18 protein-coding genes and 1 riboswitch are annotated in these 17,371 nt (G+C 45.8%); of the genes, 3 read left to right on the forward strand and 15 right to left on the reverse strand.

Going from position 1 to position 17,371, the window contains the following annotated elements; all coding sequences use genetic code 11:
• The first annotated feature begins 142 nt into the window (after positions 1 to 142).
• Positions 143 to 1,342 (forward strand): iron-containing alcohol dehydrogenase, encoded by a 1,200-nt coding sequence (locus CSV77_RS03320; RefSeq protein ID WP_099672279.1) that lies wholly within the window; start codon positions 143 to 145, stop codon positions 1,340 to 1,342.
• Positions 1,343 to 1,603: 261 nt separating this feature from the next.
• Here the strand turns inward: CSV77_RS03320 and CSV77_RS03325 are convergent, their stop codons facing one another.
• From CSV77_RS03325 to CSV77_RS03385, 13 genes are all read right to left on the reverse strand, one after another.
• On the reverse strand, positions 1,604 to 2,185 hold the full coding sequence (locus CSV77_RS03325; RefSeq protein ID WP_099631226.1) for a cob(I)yrinic acid a,c-diamide adenosyltransferase: 582 nt from the start codon (positions 2,183 to 2,185) through the stop codon (positions 1,604 to 1,606).
• A gap of 1 nt (position 2,186) precedes the next feature.
• The gene (locus CSV77_RS03330; RefSeq protein ID WP_099672280.1) at positions 2,187 to 2,570 is read right to left on the reverse strand and encodes a bifunctional adenosylcobinamide kinase/adenosylcobinamide-phosphate guanylyltransferase; all 384 of its coding nucleotides are present in this window, start codon (positions 2,568 to 2,570) and stop codon (positions 2,187 to 2,189) included.
• Positions 2,522 to 3,115, reverse strand: coding sequence for a histidine phosphatase family protein (locus CSV77_RS03335; protein WP_099672281.1), 594 nt, complete (start codon positions 3,113 to 3,115; stop codon positions 2,522 to 2,524). The genes CSV77_RS03330 and CSV77_RS03335 overlap by 49 nt, the downstream gene beginning before the upstream one ends.
• Positions 3,076 to 3,840 (reverse strand): adenosylcobinamide-GDP ribazoletransferase, encoded by a 765-nt coding sequence (gene cobS / locus CSV77_RS03340; RefSeq protein WP_099672282.1) that lies wholly within the window; start codon positions 3,838 to 3,840, stop codon positions 3,076 to 3,078. The genes CSV77_RS03335 and cobS overlap by 40 nt, the downstream gene beginning before the upstream one ends.
• A 12-nt stretch (positions 3,841 to 3,852) precedes the next feature.
• On the reverse strand, positions 3,853 to 4,671 hold the full coding sequence (locus CSV77_RS03345) for a cobyric acid synthase (protein ID WP_099672283.1): 819 nt from the start codon (positions 4,669 to 4,671) through the stop codon (positions 3,853 to 3,855).
• Positions 4,668 to 5,240: a bifunctional adenosylcobinamide kinase/adenosylcobinamide-phosphate guanylyltransferase gene (locus CSV77_RS03350; RefSeq protein WP_099672284.1), complete on the reverse strand. Its 573-nt coding sequence runs from the start codon at positions 5,238 to 5,240 to the stop codon at positions 4,668 to 4,670. Before CSV77_RS03350 ends, CSV77_RS03345 begins: the two co-directional genes overlap by 4 nt.
• Positions 5,222 to 6,295, reverse strand: coding sequence for a threonine-phosphate decarboxylase CobD (gene cobD / locus CSV77_RS03355; protein ID WP_099672285.1), 1,074 nt, complete (start codon positions 6,293 to 6,295; stop codon positions 5,222 to 5,224). The genes CSV77_RS03350 and cobD overlap by 19 nt, the downstream gene beginning before the upstream one ends.
• Positions 6,282 to 7,235: an adenosylcobinamide-phosphate synthase CbiB gene (gene cbiB, locus CSV77_RS03360; protein WP_099672626.1), complete on the reverse strand. Its 954-nt coding sequence runs from the start codon at positions 7,233 to 7,235 to the stop codon at positions 6,282 to 6,284. The genes cobD and cbiB overlap by 14 nt, the downstream gene beginning before the upstream one ends.
• The gene (locus CSV77_RS03365; RefSeq protein ID WP_099672286.1) at positions 7,235 to 8,707 is read right to left on the reverse strand and encodes an adenosylcobinamide amidohydrolase; all 1,473 of its coding nucleotides are present in this window, start codon (positions 8,705 to 8,707) and stop codon (positions 7,235 to 7,237) included. The genes cbiB and CSV77_RS03365 overlap by 1 nt, the downstream gene beginning before the upstream one ends.
• Before the next feature lie 2 nt (positions 8,708 to 8,709).
• Complete coding sequence (locus CSV77_RS03370) at positions 8,710 to 9,702, reverse strand: FecCD family ABC transporter permease (protein WP_099672287.1); 993 nt, start codon at positions 9,700 to 9,702, stop codon at positions 8,710 to 8,712.
• Positions 9,695 to 10,681, reverse strand: a complete 987-nt coding sequence (locus CSV77_RS03375) for an ABC transporter substrate-binding protein (RefSeq protein ID WP_099672288.1) — start codon at positions 10,679 to 10,681, stop codon at positions 9,695 to 9,697. The genes CSV77_RS03370 and CSV77_RS03375 overlap by 8 nt, the downstream gene beginning before the upstream one ends.
• 141 nt (positions 10,682 to 10,822) lie before the next feature.
• A riboswitch (cobalamin riboswitch) is annotated at positions 10,823 to 10,949 on the reverse strand.
• Between the two features lie 294 nt (positions 10,950 to 11,243).
• Entirely contained in the window at positions 11,244 to 12,911 is a 1,668-nt protein-coding gene (gene argS / locus CSV77_RS03380; protein ID WP_099672289.1) for an arginine--tRNA ligase, read from the reverse strand.
• Positions 12,908 to 13,324, reverse strand: coding sequence for a YwiB family protein (locus tag CSV77_RS03385; RefSeq protein ID WP_099672290.1), 417 nt, complete (start codon positions 13,322 to 13,324; stop codon positions 12,908 to 12,910). Before CSV77_RS03385 ends, argS begins: the two co-directional genes overlap by 4 nt.
• A 158-nt stretch (positions 13,325 to 13,482) precedes the next feature.
• Here CSV77_RS03385 and CSV77_RS03390 point away from each other — a divergent pair, with 158 nt between their 5' ends.
• Positions 13,483 to 15,537, forward strand: a complete 2,055-nt coding sequence (locus CSV77_RS03390; RefSeq protein WP_099672291.1) for a transglycosylase domain-containing protein — start codon at positions 13,483 to 13,485, stop codon at positions 15,535 to 15,537.
• A 501-nt stretch (positions 15,538 to 16,038) separates the two neighbouring features.
• Here the strand turns inward: CSV77_RS03390 and CSV77_RS03395 are convergent.
• Entirely contained in the window at positions 16,039 to 16,557 is a 519-nt protein-coding gene (locus CSV77_RS03395; protein ID WP_099672292.1) for a YwhD family protein, read from the reverse strand.
• A gap of 67 nt (positions 16,558 to 16,624) precedes the next feature.
• On the opposite strand from CSV77_RS03395, the gene CSV77_RS03400 reads away from it, so the two are divergent.
• Positions 16,625 to 16,810 (forward strand): 2-hydroxymuconate tautomerase, encoded by a 186-nt coding sequence (locus CSV77_RS03400; RefSeq protein WP_099631212.1) that lies wholly within the window; start codon positions 16,625 to 16,627, stop codon positions 16,808 to 16,810.
• A 48-nt stretch (positions 16,811 to 16,858) separates the two neighbouring features.
• Here CSV77_RS03400 and CSV77_RS03405 read toward each other — a convergent pair whose 3' ends face one another.
• On the reverse strand, positions 16,859 to 17,365 hold the full coding sequence (locus tag CSV77_RS03405; protein WP_085132664.1) for a YwgA family protein: 507 nt from the start codon (positions 17,363 to 17,365) through the stop codon (positions 16,859 to 16,861).
• Between the last annotated feature and the right edge of the window lie 6 nt (positions 17,366 to 17,371).

Below are 17,371 nucleotides of genomic sequence, written 5' to 3' on the forward strand. Positions count from 1 at the left end.
ATTTGCGCTTTCCATCTCTAGCATAACACAACTACCAAACTAGTTTGAATATTTCGTTTTGTTGTATTTTAATATAGCAAATTCACCTACTTCATGCTAACGTTTTCATAATGTGCTGCTAGCATTAGAAAGGGGTTTTGTTATGTATCGATTATATGCACGGCTATTTCAAAAAGGACTCAAAGTCGGAATGAATTTTTTACCTTGGCGAGAGCCAGAGTTGCTAGTTGGACCTGGTAGTTTGGAAAGCCTTGCGGGGAAAGTGAAAAGTCTCGGTATTCGTAGTGTGCTTATTATTACGGATCACGACGTCGCCAAGCTCGGCTTACTAGATGTCCTGCTAGTCGGTCTCCATTCACTCGGTATCAAATACTTGGTGTATGACCAAACTGTCGCAAATCCTACGATAGTCAACATCGAAGAAGCGCGAGCATTGTACGTCGCCAATGAATGCGAAGCACTCATTGCGTTCGGCGGTGGTTCTCCAATGGATTGCGCAAAAGCGGTAGGTGCACGAATTGCAAGACCCGAGAAACAGATTCCCGAGTTGAAAGGCTTATTCCACGTGCGCAAGCGAATTCCTACGTTGTTCACGGTACCTACGACCGCGGGAACCGGAAGTGAAGCAACGCTCGCTGCGGTAGTGACGAATAGTAGGACATATGAGAAGTATGCAATCAATGATACGTCACTGATCCCCCATTATGCTGTGCTCGACCCATTGTTGACGGTGAAGTTGCCACCAAACATTACCGCGGCTACCGGAATGGATGCCTTAACGCACGCAGTCGAAGCGTATATTGGCAATAGTAATACGTATGAAACACGGAAAGACAGCCGCGAAGTAGTGCAACTCGTGTTCTCAAATTTATATGAGGCCTACCTTAATGGGGATAATTTGACTGCGCGAACGAATATGCAACGGGCTTCTTATTTGGCCGGCAAAGCATTTACTCGAGCGTACGTCGGCAATGTTCATGCCATTGCACACACGCTCGGTGGTTTTTACAACATGCCACACGGATTAGCGAATGCAATTATTTTGCCGCACGTACTCGAGTATTACGGCAAAAGCGTATATGAACCTCTTTCCGAGTTAGCTGATTTAATTGGCATCACAAATCATTCGGATACGAAGCAAATGAAAGCGGAAAAGTTCATCGAGGCAATTCGAGCGTTGAATCATGCGATGAATATTCCGGAACATGTAGATGGAATTATGGTGGAAGATATTCCACTAATGGTACAACGCGCCTCAGCGGAAGCGAATCCGTTGTATCCTGTGCCGAAAATTTTAAGTAAGCGAGAGTTTACGGAATTGTATAATGTGATTCGGGTTTGATTTGATGGAGGTAGGGCGGATGTGAGACTTGAATGAGCGCTCAAGCCCCGCGATTGAGCGGAGACAAAGCTTGATAGAGCGTTCGGGCATTGTGATTGAGCGAATTCAAAACTAGATAGAGCGTTCGGGCATTGCGATTGAGCGAATACAGGACTTGATAGAGCGTTCAAGCCCCGCGATTGAGTGGAGACAAAGCTTGATAGAGCGCCACAAAAAAAACAGGGGCCTCTGGCATTACCAGAGACCCCTGTTTACGCATGATCACTTATCCTTTTTCTCATTCGTGCGGAACACTTTTGCGCTGCGGACGTATTCATTGTCTGAAATGCCGAGTCGAGCGTTCACGATGCGTGCTGCTACGAATAGATAATCCGATAGACGGTTCAAATAGCGCCCTACGACGGGTGATACATCGTCCGCTGCGTTCATCAGTGTAACCGTTACACGTTCTGCGCGACGTGTTACGGTACGCGCGATGTGCAATGTCGCAGCTGCTGGTGAACCGCCTGGTAGGATGAAACGTTCTAGTTCAGGCGCTTCTTCCATTAGCTTATCGATTCGGTTTTCAAGAACTGTGATAGGTTCATCGTCAAGCTTGTAATGACGCTCTTTCATGACGTTTGCCAAGTCACCGCCACCATCAAATAATTCATTTTGAATTGTCTCAAGATCGGTTAGGATATCCGCAAACGTCCCTCCATCCAGTTCTGTCATAGCTTTCCCAATGAATGAATTCAATTCATCAATCGTGCCGTATGCCTCGACGCGCAAGTCGTCTTTTGCGACGCGTCCACCAATTAAACTTGTCGTACCTTTGTCACCAGTCTTCGTATAAATTTTCATTTCACTTCACTCCTTTGATTGTCTGAGCAATACCATACCAAATTCTTGTAACCGTTGTTGCTTCTGTGAATAATTGCTGATACAAACGGCCGCATCGATCGCGTAGTTCCCGTTGCTGTGCATCAAGCGGCACAATGCCCCGCCCGATTTCTGTCAAAATAAAGACAGTATTCGGTCCGCTGATTTCGCGTACCGCGTTGCTGGCCTCTATTTCTGTTATATCCGTAGTCATCAGCCACTCGTGTAAACCCGAAATGACAAGTGATTTACCGGGTTTAGCGGTTGCTGCTGTATCCATTGTACAGAAATACGCCGACGAATCGCCAATCCAACGTCTCACATAGTCCGTTTTACCGTTATAGGCACCTCCGATAACGACGTGCATGGCTTCCCCTCCTTGAATTCATTCTCGCTAGCCCATTCGAGTTGCCAAATGGATCCGTTCGTAACGTTCCATTCCCAAAATGAACGCTGCTCTTGTGTGAATGTATCGAGCACTACGCGAATCACGCCGCCATGTGTCACGACGACCGCTTCATTCGGCAACTCGGCTAATGCATCCAACACGCGTGACTTTACTTGCTGCAATGTTTCCCCATTGCGCGGTGGTGTGTTCCACGCATCGTCTAGCCAATTGCGGTAATCAGGATCATTTTTCAACTGCTCATACGACTGCTCTTCAAAATCCCCGAAATGACATTCCCGCCAGCGCACATCAGCCGTAAAGTCTATTCGTGGAAAATAAATGGCCGCAGTTTGACGGGTTCTGATCAAATCACTTCCCATTACATGTTGGACGGCTACTGGAAATTCAATGGCCTCGCCTTCTTGCGACACCAATTCGCTATCCGTCCACCCACAATAGAGTCGCTGTTCATTGGCAGTCGTCGTTAAGTGCCGAACGAGAAATATACGATAAGGACGCCCCATAATAGCACCTCCATTCCTTCAATGAATGCCCCGCATAGATCCCCTGTGACGCCTCCGAAATGTTTGATCGTCCAGAGATGATAAAGCCAGATCGCTAAACATATGACGAGTAGCATAACGGGGAGTAATAAAATGGAGCGGAATTGAATACTTAACAAAACAATCGTCACTACACTGATCGCGCTCGATGCAACTAGCATCCGTCCGCGTAAAAATTGTTGTTTGAAAAAGTACGCAATGCCGCTTGTTTTCGCGGTTTTCGTCAGTGTGTAATACCCTACTACAGCAGCGCGAGAGAGAATCGGCACCGCGACAAGCAATGCCCAACCGTTTACAAGCTGCAGAATTTCAATGAATAAGCCAATTTTCAAGCAGAGCAAAACGAGTAACGACAATGTGCCGAATGCACCGAGTCGCGGATCATCCATGATAGTTAGACGTTTTTCACGATCCTGATAAGAAAAGAATGCATCGCCGAGATCCGCAAATCCGTCTACATGTAAGCCACCAGTCGCAACCAATCCCGCGAGTAAAATGAGTACCGCAGTTAGGAAACTATTAAAATCACTTGTAACATACGCAACGCCTGCTAGCAGTACGCCAATACCGCCCCCAACGAACGGCAACGCGATGTACATACCGGAAACTTCTTTTTTCCCTAACGGCAGTTCTTTATGAACAGGAAGTGACGTGAAAAATTGGAGCGCTAGTAAAATGCTATTCATCTTCTCGCTCCTTTACGCCAAAATAGATTGAATCAACGGCCAGTCGATATGTTGCTTAACTTGATCAGCCCATTGTTCGTAGACATCGACACCTTCCATTGCAGGAAGCGTGGTACGATCCATGTCTTCTTCTGGTATTCCATGGTTTTCTAAGACGGGAATGACACCAGCCACCGGGATCCCGGTGTATTGTTCAATAAATTTCACGCCACTTTCGAAATAAGACGCGTCACCGTAAAATTTATTGATGATAATACCTTTGACACGCTGACGCCTTTCTTCTGAAAGTAGTTGAAGCGTGCCAACAATCGATGCAAATGCACCGCCTTTAGAAATGTCTGCAACTAGTATAACAGGCACATCTGCCAGTTCCGCAACGCGCATATTCGTCAGTTCACGATCCATCAAATTTACTTCTGCGGTACTTCCCGCTCCTTCGATGATCAGCATATCGTAGTGATCGGACAAATAATCTAACGCTCCTCGGATCGTTTCAAGACCTTTATCGAACCACTCTTCACGAAAGGATTGTCCGCCTATTGTCTCAAGCGGTACGCCCATAAATAGAACGTCAGCCTGCATATCGTCTCGCGGCTTCATCAAAATCGGATTCATTTCCACGATCGGTTGTGTGCGAGCTGCTTGTGCTTGCTGGAATTGAGACCGACTGATTTCACGTCCGTCCGCTAATGTTTCAGAGAAGCCCGACATGTTTTGTGATTTGAATGGTGCAACATGAACACCTTCATTCGCAAGTAGCCGGCATAGTGCGGTGCAAATCATCGTTTTACCGACATCTGAAGCAGTGCCAACGATCATTAATCCGTTCATAAACTCTCACCTTTCCAGACGATTGGCAACCCGTGATCCATTTCAATCGCATGATTTGCAAACTCCACGATTTGTTGATGCAGTATGCCGATGGTTTGGCGGTATATTTCCGTCTCTTCTCCATATTGCTGCCAGTCATCGAGGACTTCATTTGAAACAATGACTAGCTGTGAGACAATTTCTTTCATTTGCTTTATCGTGTGAAGTAGTTGATTTTGCTTTTGTTCTAAACACCCCGAGCTATGAACGCAAGGTGTACCTTCTTCGTATCCTTCATACATTTCATTAGCGAGCCATGTAGTGAGGCAGTCCCATAAAACGAGATCACCTGGTTTTAGAAACGGCAACACTTTATGGAGATGTTTCGGTTGCTCGATTGTGTGCCAATTTGCATGTCGACGATCTTCTCTATGTTGATCAATCCGATGCTTCATCTCTTCATCGGCTGCTACACCGGATGCAATGTAGATGAGGCGACCTGCCGTTTGATTCGTAAGCAGTCGTTCCGCATACGCACTTTTTCCGCTGCGCGCTCCGCCACTGATGAATGTTACTGTCGCTTGAACCATTGATCCATCGCCTCCCGCAGTGTATCCATCATCGTTTCGGACTTCATTCCGATCCGTAACCAACGCCCGTCCATTCCGCGAAAATTTTCCGAATGCCGCAGGACGATCCCTTGATTCAATAAATCTTGATAAAGCTTCTTCGCATCTTGCACGGGCTTCATGACGAGATAATTAGCGGAAGAGTCGAGAACTTCACAACTATGCGAGCGTAGGAACTGCGTCATATTTACGCGTTCTGTTTGCGCGTGCAAAATCGCCTGTTCACGATACGCTTCTTCCTGTAAACAGAACACCCCGATTTCAGCAGCAAGTCCGTTGACATGCCAATGCGAAGCTCGTTGTTTCAGCGTTTTGATTCGTTTGGGATGTGCAATGATATACCCTAGACGGATGCCGGGTATCGCATACATTTTCGTCATCGAGCGCACGATTAACAAATTCGGATAGTTGGCGACTTGTGGAATAAAGGACTTGGATTCATCGACAAAATCAATGAATGCTTCGTCTAGCACAACATCTGTCGCACTACTTTTAGCCGCTTCTATAATCGTTATTAGCTCGCTTTTTGAAGGTAACAAGCCTGTCGGATTATTTGGCGTGCATATATATATCGCATCCGCTAAAGGTAATGCCTCTAGAATTTTACGCATAGGCAATTCAAAACCTTCTGCTTCACTAGCTTGAAGCGATACGACCTCTGCACCGTTCACTTCAAGCGTAGCGCGATATTCGGAAAAGGTTGGGTCAATTATGATTACTCGTTTGCCTCGGTAATGCCCTGCCAATAAAGATAGTATTTCTGCCGCACCATTGCCGACGAGCACGTGTTGTTCGTCTACTTGATGAAAAACCGAAACAGCCGAACGAAATGGCTGACCGTCTGGATCGGGATAGCTGTTAAGTGTTGATACCAACGTAGGCCACGCTTCCATTACAGACGGCGGAGGTCCTGCTGGATTGCAGTTCTCACTAAAATCCAACACTTCATCAGGCATAGGAATATTCATTGATGTGTACAGTCGTTTACTGTTTGCGCCATGTTCAGGCAAACGCATAGAAAATCCCTCCTATTACTGTGCCAAGTGACCAGAATGTCCAAGACACGACTTGCATTTGGTAAGTAGCGGAGCGGATATGTTCTTTATTCGCAATGACTGCCGGACCCAGTATCGCCCGTTCCGACACTACTCCGCGATATGTACTGCATCCGCCCAACTGAATATTGAGTTGCCATGCCGTTGCTGCTTCAAGATAGCCGCTATTTGGGCTCAAATGCTTTTTCGCATCGCCCAGCCAGCCGCTAATCCGCTTGGTAAATGAATGTCCACCTTCGTTTGGAGTGAATAATAGAATGAGCAATCCTGTCATTCTTGAAGGAATCCAGTTAAAGAGATCATCTATACGAGCCGAAACTTTTCCAAATTCACCATAACGCTCATCGTTGTACCCCACCATGGAATCAAGTGTATTGATCGCTTTATACAGCCATAGACCAGGTGCACCGAGCAAGAATGCCCAAAATAATGGGGCCGTGATCCCGTCAGACGTGTTTTCTGAAACCGTTTCAATCGTAGCACGGGCTATCTCACTTTCACCGAGTTCCTTCGTATCCCTGCCGACAATCCAACTGAGTTTTTCACGGGCTTCATTCATATCTCCTGACTTCAATGGCTCATAGACTAGCAACGCTGCGTCACGCAAACTCTTTTGTGCAAGTCCCGCCGCAATAAGCAGCGCTTCGATTGCGATACCCGCCAACAGATGCAGGCGATACGCGATACTGACGAGCCAGATGACGAGCAGAAACGTCGTCAGACAAATAAGCAACCAGACTATCGCCCCTTTTATTGTCCGCATACGGCCTTTATTCAATAGCTTCGTCAAGTTACTAATCGTCGTACCTAGCCACTTGACTGGATGCGGCCAGTTAGGCGGATCCCCAATGAGCCGGTCGAGCACCATGCCAATGGCGATCGCAATAAAATGTGCAGGGATCATCTGTGCTCACCAACTGCTAATCGATACGAATGAATAGCTCGCACCGTACAATCATAGACCCCTTTACCGATCAACTTGCCGAGTTGAGTAATGGGCCCCGCATACGGCAAGTATTCTCCTTGTTGTGTAGATGCGATTAACATGCTATCTGTCGAAGTACCTGTAGCGACTGTGCCGGATTCTGGATCTTTCACTTGCTCGTCTTGCAGTGCTTTCACTTTCGCTTCTGTTGCGGTAATCAATGCTTGGACGAAAGCTTCTTCACTTAATTCCCCGTTAATGAATACCCATGTATTGATCGTACCTATGTAAGGAATATCTTCACGTTGCCAAGACTTCGAAACATCCACCGCGTTTCCAACACCTGCTGTCACCGCCACGACAATCGAGCCGAACTCTCCTTCGTACTCTTCTACTTCAACGTGCTCGGGACTAACGGCTGTCATCATCGCGACTGTATCTGTCAGATGATAGCCAAGCGTACGCAAATAGTCCGTATTCTCCCGTTGAACATCATCAATCATATAATCCGCACGTACGCCCCGATTGACGAATGTCTTGTACCAGCCAAGTCCCGCATTATGGACAGCGGAAGAAATCGTCTTCAGCGATTGGCTTGATTGCAACAATACGTGATCTTCCTTAATCGTTATGTCTGCCTTCCTTACAGTAAATAGCTCCACCTTTTCTTGCAAGTTCGGCAACAGCGTCATTTGAGGCTTCGGCATTTCAGGATGAGGCTGTGTTTTGACACGCGCATTGTATACATGATGAATCTCTTGCTCGAGCACGACGTCTTGCGGCACGCCGATTGAAGCTACTTCTCCGTTCTTTAATAGCAACAAGCGATCGCAATACAGAGCAGCGAGATTGATGTCATGAAATACCGAAATGACCGTGATCCCCTTCTGTCTCGCTTGATTGCGGATCGTATCGAGCAATTGTTGCTGATGTGCGATGTCGAGGTGATTTGTCGGTTCATCCAATAATAAAATAGGTGCTTGCTGGGCTAGTGCTTGTGCAACAAATACGCGTTGTTGCTCGCCGCCTGACAATAATTCAATGGCGGTATTTTCGTATCGCGTGACACCTGTATAATTCATCGCTTTTTTTACTGCTTGCTCGTCAAACTCCGACCAACTTGAAAAAATTCCGGTCTGATACGGATAACGACCTAGCGCGACGGTGTCTTTGACGCTATGAGAAAACGCATGGGCATGAAGCTGTGGCAAGACGGCTACTTGCTGTGCGAATTGTTTCTGCGTATAGGCACCAGAAGGCTTTCCGGCAATCATTACCCTACCGCTTTGTTTCGGCAAAATCCCCGATATAATTTTCAGTAATGTAGATTTCCCGCTCCCGTTCGGCCCTAAAATCCCGAGAACTTCTCCTTTTTCCACGTGGAACGACACATTTCGCACAATCGGTTCTCTTCCGTAGCCTCCCGACAAATTGTCCACTTGCAACATCTTCACATCGCTCCTTTTCTACGTTGTTTGTAAAAGATATAGGCAAACACCGGAGCGCCAATGAATGCGGTAATGACACCGACCGGTAATTCCGCCGGTGAAATAATCGTTCGCGCCACGAGATCGCAAATGATCAATAATGATGCACCGTTACACAATGATAACGGCAAGACGTGACGGTGATCGGAGCCCCATAACATCCTTGTCATATGCGGGACCACTAGGCCAACGAAGCCGATTGTTCCAGACACGGCAACAGCGGAACCAGTTAAGACCGAACCGCCTAGCAAAATCATCAATTTACGTTGTTTGACATTGACTCCAAGATGATGCGCACGTTCTTCACCGAATAATAAAGCATTCAATTCGCGGCGATTAAGCCACAGCATAAATGTACCGATGATAAAAAACGGCAGGACCATCAGAATATAATTCCAGCCGCGCATCGATACGCTACCAAGCAGCCAACCGACGATCTGACGGAGTTCTTCTTGCGTTAACGCGATCATCAGCGACAGCACGGAGCCGAGAAATGAGCCAAAAATGATTCCTGTTAAAATGATCGTCTCCATTTTCATTGATCGGTCGACCATTCGAGCAAAACCGATCACTAAAAACATCGTGATTGCGGCACCCATCATACTAAATACAGGTAAGGTGAACGCGCCAAGAACCGGCAGCGATATACCAAAAAAGAGTGTGATCACGGCGCCGACAGAGGCACCGGATGACACTCCGAGGGTGTAAGGATCAGCTAACGGGTTTTTCAAAAGCCCTTGGAACGCGGCTCCTGATATAGCCAGTGAGGCACCGACAATTCCGGCCAACAACACACGTGGCATACGGATCTTCCACAAAATATTACTCGCGGTCGCATCCGATTGATTCCATAGCGTCTCTATTGGTATTTTCACTGTACCGATCGATACGCCGAGCCAGATTGCCACAAGGAGCATGGCAATCGACACGACATAGGCGAGCGCAGTTTTATTCACCGAATACCTCAGGATAGACTGCTTTCGCAAACGATTCTAATCCGTCAGCCAAACGCGGACCTGTACGGCTTGTAATATCTTCATCCAGTTGAATGACTCGATCTTCTTTGATCGCAGTAACTGCATCAAACCCGTCACGCGTCTTAATATTTTCTACAACGTTTGGAACATAGCTATATATTGCCAAAATTACATCTGGATTTTCATCTACAATCGTTTCAGGACTGATCATAATCCAACCTTCTTCTGTCACGATGTTTTCAGCATTGATCATATCCAAAAACTGTTGTGGGAAAGTTCCTTTTCCTGCCGTGTAAATTTCAGGCGCATCGGAGTTTTCAATGAACACGCGCTTCTTGTCCGTAATGTCCGCTGCTTTCTTTTCGATATCAGCGACTTTCGTTTTCATATCTTCAACGATTTGATTCGCTTCCACATTTTTGTCCATAACTTTACCAATCAATTCAATCGTTTCATATGTCTCTTCAAATGTTCCTGCATTCTGTATAACGATCACAGGGATGCCTGCGTCACGAATCTGATTCAATCCTTCTTCATTCGAACCCAACATCATTTCATGTGCGAACACCGCTTCCGGTTGCAATGAAATCACTTTTTCTATGTTGACCGTAAAGTCCCCTACTGTATCTAGCTCTGTTACCTCTTTAGGATAGTCATCGTTTTCTGTTACTGCAATGACTTTATCTCCTGCACCAATCCCGTATAAAATTTCCGTGTTGCTTGGAAGTAATGAAATGACAGTTTCCGGCACTTTTTCAAATGTAACTTCTTTGCCAATCGCATCTGTCAGAGTGTATGGATAACTCGTTGTATCCGTTGATGCTTGTTCCGTTTTCGTTTCTTCGCCAGCTTGATTTTCATCTGCTGGTGTTTCTTCTTTTGCACTATCGCTTCCACATGCTGCGAGTAGTAGTACCGCGAGCATTGCTGTCAGCAGTAGTTGTAAAAACTTCTTCATGTGTGTTCCTCCTTTAATATGTGTGTTGCATTACGCAAGTCGCAGACACGAAAAAAATCCTTCGATCATTCGAAGGATTAGGTGGGATGAAATCAGGACGTGACTTCTTCCATTACACCTATCCTCGTAGGTTGCTGCGGAACTTCATTTTCTAAAAAGGCAGGTGACCTGGCTTGTGCATAGCACGTACAGTGGCGGGACCGCATCGGATTTGAACCGATTTCACTTTTCATCTCTAGTATTGAGAACCTTTTAGAAGATATGTAATTATGCTTTATTATAGCGGTAATAGTGAGGGTTGTACAGGGCGGTGCTGATCTTTCAAAAGTCATCCCCACTTCCTACCTGTTCTTGTGGTGGTAGGTTGAACCGCGCTAAAACTGGAAGAGACCGCGCATTTCGTGTTTAACACCGCGCAATTACTCTATGTAACCGCGCCAAACTGCTTGAAGATCGCGCTATTGGGATATTTCGTTGGATTTGATGAAACTTTGACAGGCAGTACTTCCAAAGACATAAAAAAGCCAAACAGTAAAAAATCTGCTTGGCCATTTTCGATATATTACATTCTTTCCGGTGCTTCAACGCCAACTAATTTCAATGCGTTCGCAATCGTCGTTTTAGTTGCTGTGATCAAAGCCAAACGTGCCTCGGACAGGTCTTTATTTTCCGGGTCGAGCACTTTATTCGCATTGTAGAAACTATGGAATGTAGCTGCTAGTTCTTGAATATATGTCGTCACGCGGTGCGGTGCGCGCATGCGAGCTGAGTCGCTGATAAGTTTCGGGAAATCTCCGAGCTTCTTCAGTAGCTCCAATTCTTTCTCATCTTGCAATAGCGTGACGTTTGTCGTTGACGCTTCCACGTTCTGTTCTTTTGCTTGACGTAGGATTGAACAGATACGTGCGTGCGCGTATTGTGCGTAGTAGACGGGGTTTTCATTGGATTTGGATACCGCCAAATCTAAATCGAAGTCCATTTGTGCATCGCCTGAGCGCATCGCAAAGAAATACCGTACAGCGTCTAGTCCGACTTCTTCTACGAGTTCACGTAATGTGACCGCTTTTCCTGTGCGCTTGCTCATTTTGAATTTTTCTCCGTCTTTATAGAGCTGAACCATTTGCGCCACTTCTACTTCGAGCGTATCGCGGTCATAACCTAGCGCCTGGATTGCTGCTTTCATACGTGGAATATATCCGTGGTGGTCTGCTCCCCAAATATTGATCAGTTTATCAAATCCACGACTTAGCTTGTCTTGGTGATAGGCAATGTCCGGTGTTAAGTACGTGAATGAACCGTCTTGCTTGATTAATACACGGTCTTTATCGTCACCAAATGTAGTGGAGCGGAACCAAGTCGCGCCGTCTTCTTCAAAGACATGGCCATTTTCACGAAGTTTTTGGAGTGCGATTTCGATCTTGCCGTTGTTATATAGGGACGTTTCCGAGAACCAGTTGTCGAAATGCACGCGGAAGTCCGTTAAGTCTTTCTTTAGTTTATCTAATTCGATATTCAAGCCGTGTTCACGGAAAAATGCAAGTCGCTCTTCTTCTGGAACATGGACATACTTGTCTCCATATTGTTCAACGAGGCCTTTTGCGATGGCGATGATATCTGCACCACGGTAGCCGTCTTCCGGCATTTCTTTTTCTAATCCAAGTGCTTCGAAATAACGAACGTCAATCGATAACGCTAAGTTATTTATTTGATTACCCGCGTCATTGATGTAGTATTCACGCGCTACGTCATAGCCTGCTTTGTCAAGAATATTACATAATGAATCACCAAGTGATGCCCCGCGTGCGTGTCCTAAGTGCAAGTCGCCTGTTGGGTTCGCTGAAACGAATTCAACTTGGATCTTCTGTTGCTGTCCGCTGTCGGAACGTCCGTAGTCTGCTCCTTGGTCCAGGACAGATTTCACGATATCTCCGAGACTGTCTGTTTTCAAGCGGATATTGAGGAAACCGGGTCCAGCAATTTCAATGGAGTCGATTGCCGTGTTTGTCGTATCAAGATGCTCCAAGATACTTTCCGCGATTGCACGCGGTGGCTTTTTCGCGAGTTTTGTCAACTGCATTGCGATATTCGCTGCATAATCGCCGTTCTCTTTACTTCTTGGTGATTCCAGTTTAATTTCCGGAATATCCGCACCTTCGACTAGTTGTGCTTTCTCAATCGCTTCGTGCAACGCTTCTTTAATTTCATGTTGAATCTGCTCTACTGCATTCATTGTGTTACCTCCGAGTAGGTTATTGTCAAATGGTATTTCCCTAATAAACTTTCGTCTGAATGTAAGTCGTACGCTACGGTAAAGCGTCCAGGTACCCACTCCAGTTGATTGGTATAAACGGCTAAATCCATAACGGCAGGACCATTACCGTATGTGCCGAAACGGACATCGTCTTGTCTGAACGGTAAGCGCATCTGCACGCCACCTTTACGCATGATGAAGGCATCTTCGGCATGTAATTTCACGGTCGTTCGGACTACTGGCATTCCTTCTGTCCGTTCTTCAAACAATAAGTAGGCCTGCCCTTTTTTCTCAATGATCTCTCCAGTCGCCTGCATCGTATGCGTTTCCGCTTGCTGGTCTGGATGTTGAATAACGGAACGGAGCTGAACTTTCAATTTTGGCGCTTCCATTCGTTCACCGCCTTAAGTAAATAGATTCACTCATTATACACTTCTTCTGGTACCAGTTTCAATGTTACACGTCTAAACTTTTCCTACAGTCCGTTTAATCCGTCCATAACCGTCCCATACTGTCAAAAGATACTGAATGGAACGGGATGTGATGAGTAATGAAACGTACCGACTATATAAAATCCACCAATCGTAAAAAAATGAAAATGGTTGTATTTTCCCTGTCGATCACGTCGATAGCCGCGATCGTGACGGTCTTAATCGCCCTTCGAATATATGCTCAAGTACTTGGTGCCCCATCATTAAGCGTACCGAAGGCTTCATTGTTCCTCGATCATAGCGGGCATCAGATCGGGGATCACTTTTCGCAACATAGACGTTACTGGATGAAGCTGTCCGATATATCCCCTTTTCTTACAGATGCTTTCGTGGCAACTGAAGATAAACAATTTTATTCGCATAATGGATTTGATTATAAACGGATTGCGGGTGCAGTTCTGAAGGACGTCAAAACGATGAGTAAGGCACAAGGCGCGAGTACGATTACCATGCAATATGCGCGGAATCTGTATTTGACGCACGAAAAGTCTTGGACACGGAAACTGCATGAGGCATTGTTTGCTTATCGACTCGAAGTTTTCTATGACAAGGATACGATTTTGGAAGGTTATTTAAATACCGTCTACTTCGGTCATGGAATGTACGGGGTCGAAGCGGCGAGCCGATTTTATTTCTCAAAAGCGGCGAAAGAGCTGACATTGGAAGAGGCGGCTACGATTGCGGCGATTGCAAAAGGACCTTCTATTTATTCACCTCTTGATAATCCCGAGAATTCACGCAACCGCCAACTGCTCGTGCTCGATCAAATGGAGCAGTACGATTATATTTCAGCCGAGCAAAAGGAACGCGCGGTAGAAGAGAGGATCGTACTGAAGACAGAGAGTTGGAAAGATATGAAGCAAGTGGCACCGTACTTTTTGGATGCTGCGTGGCAAGAGGCAGAAGACATCCTCGCATCAAAAGGACGTGTACCTGCAGAAGGCGGCTGGCAAATCCGAACGACGTTGAATCAACAGCACCAGCAAGCAGCGGAACAAGCAATTAAACAAGCTATGCCCGCAAATGACCTGCAAGTCGGATTTATTTCCATGGCTGCAGACACGGGGTTCGTGACGTCGATGATAGGCGGAGTGGATTTTGGCGACAGCTCCTTCAACCGAGTAACTCAAGCGAAACGTCAGCCGGGATCTGCGATGAAGCCCATCCTCTATGCAACAGCGCTAGAAAAAGGTATGAATCCGTTAACATTCATGACAGCTGAAAAGACAGTGTTTACGTATGATGACGGTCGTTCGACATATGAGCCAAGCAATATTAACGGGGAGTTTGCGGTGAAGCCGATTTCATTGGCACAGGCGATTGCCATTTCAGATAATATTTATGCAGTCAAAACGCTTGAGCAAGTTGGTTACAAGCCGTACACAAAAATGGCGCAGCGACTAGGCATCGATGTCTCGTTTCCCGAATCCCCAGCAGTCGCGCTTGGAACATCCGATGTGACATTATTCGAGATGACGACAGCGTATAATCGTATTGCGTCAAAAGGTAAACAAGTCGAACCCCAAATGATTCTATCGATTACGGATGCGAATGGAAAACTAGTCTATGAGCACCCTTCTAAGAAGCCAAAGCAAGCCATGTCGGAACAAGACGCATTTGTGCTAACGCATTTGATGACAGGAATGTTCGACCCTGTTTTCAATGATTATTTAACTTCTACAGGCTTGTCAATGCGACCGAAACAAACACGACCTTATGCAGCGAAGTCCGGGACGACGATATCGGATCAGTATTTGATTGGATTCTCGCCCACATTAACTGCAGGCATCTGGACAGGCTTTGACCGTGGCAAGCAACTAGAGAATTTGGAGGATAAAACCGTTTCAAAAAAAGTCTGGATCGATTTCATGGAAGCGGCGCATGAAGGAACAGCCCCACAACCCTTCCTTCCCCCTTCAGGCGTACAAGGCGTCATTGTGGATATCGAAACTGGCGGGATTGCGGTCAATGATTGCGCGAAGCAACGATTGATCTATGTGAAGGATAAAGATGTACCGAAGAAGTTATGCACGGATCGCTCGTTGAGAGAACAACATTCGGGAGAAGAGGAAAATTCTAAAATGGAGTTATTCCCGTTTTCGTTTTTTGAGTGATAGAGCGGGAAACTGTAGAGATTGAGCGGCTGACGTGTGTGATAGAGCGCTTGGACGTTTGCATAGAGCGGATCGCGATGATGTTTGAGCGGATCGGTCTCCAGATAGAGCGGATAGCGGGAGTGATAGGGCGGATGTACGCTTAGCTACAGAATATGTGCGTTCGCACGGTAGCATAGAGCGCGTAGCCACATACTATGAGCGCTGGAAGTAGACTTCACTTCTTAAATCCCCATTAAAATAGCCTCGTTCTCCGTATCCGCGGAGAGCGAGGCTTTTTCGACCGTTATGTAGTAATCGAGTGAATCTGCACTGCTTGGGTTTGTGGTTTCATCAAACGATCCTCTACATAGCGGGTGTCCTAGATTACAGCGCAAAGCTGTATGTTTAGTTTACTTCCTTTGTTGCAGACATTCAACCTCAAAGAGTACGTAATGCAAATTGTCACATTTTTGACGCATTTGACGAAAATTGTACTTTTTACGTATCCCGTTGGACATCTTACTCGGTGCGCAAACCTTCATGTAATTCAGGTGTACTACGTTCCCAAAGTTCTGCGTTATGTGATTTCAGAAAGTCCTTAAGAATTTTTTTCGAACGATCGTCCATTTCGTCTACGATAATTTGTCTCTTCATGGATTTGTCCATACGGTTGACGTGGTCTGCCAGTAACTTGTAGCCACGTCTCTTCTCACGGTTGACGATCATTTCGCAAGCTGTGATACCTGCGTAATACGGACCTTCCTCACGGTAATCAATTGTCACCCAAACGAGCCAGTATGGTTTGCCGCCTTCAGAATCTTTGCGGTCTGTGGTGAATTTGATTCCCCGTTCCGTATCACTACGGGCATGCATAGCCCCCATTTCTACTTGTGCAGTGCCCGCTTCTACATCGATGATCACAGGCGAAATGTTTTCCAACGACAACGAACCTATGCCGAACCCTTTATGTCCATCTGTTGGGTCATTTTTTATTATCGTAAAGCCTAACTTTGGTTTTGAATTTTGCTCATTTGCCATATAAATCGACCTCCGTCTCTGTTATTATATGTACTATACCTGAATTTTCTGCTAAGGAGGAAACTAAATGCCATACGTCACAGTAAAAATGCTTGAAGGACGCACTGACGACCAAAAACGGGCACTCTGTGAAAAAGTTACGCAAGCTGTTGTGGAAACGACTGGTGCTACTACTGACAGCGTAACAGTTTTCATTGAAGAAATGCCAAAAAACCATCTTTTTAAAAATGGAAAACGTATGAGTGATCAGTAAAATCAGCAAAAGGATTCTCATCGTGAGAATCCTTTTTACTTGATCCATTTAGCTGACTGAACTTACTTGCATCTCTTCGATGAAGGCAAAAGCTTGATCCATTTCTTGATCAGTGAAGTTCAATTTGTTTTTCACGATACGCACTTTAGCAATTTGGTCCTCTTTGTCGAGCTGATCGAAAAATAGCAATGTTGAGACCAATTCCAAAAAGCGTGACGACTTCTCATTCAATCGCTCGATACATTTTGGCAACTGTTCTTTTGGTGCTTCTGCTGTCGTAAGGAATTTCGATCCTTCATCCGTCACTTGATAGCAATATTGCTTATACGAACCCTTGTCCTCAAAACGTTCAGCCAAAAAGCCCATTTCACATAATTCTTCCACTCGCAATGTCAGTTCTTCCGAATAAGGACCATACATATGGAGCTCATATTTCTCAGCAAACGGGAAATTCATTTTCTTTAATATATAAACCATCTTCTGCATTTTCTTACGGCCATTTACTTCATTCGCCAACGATATAAACTGAACGATTTTTGCATGCTCTTGCAGCAAGTCCCG

The organism is Sporosarcina sp. P16b (assembly GCF_002743065.1).
In the GTDB taxonomy this organism is placed as follows: Bacteria; Bacillota; Bacilli; order Bacillales_A; family Planococcaceae; genus Sporosarcina.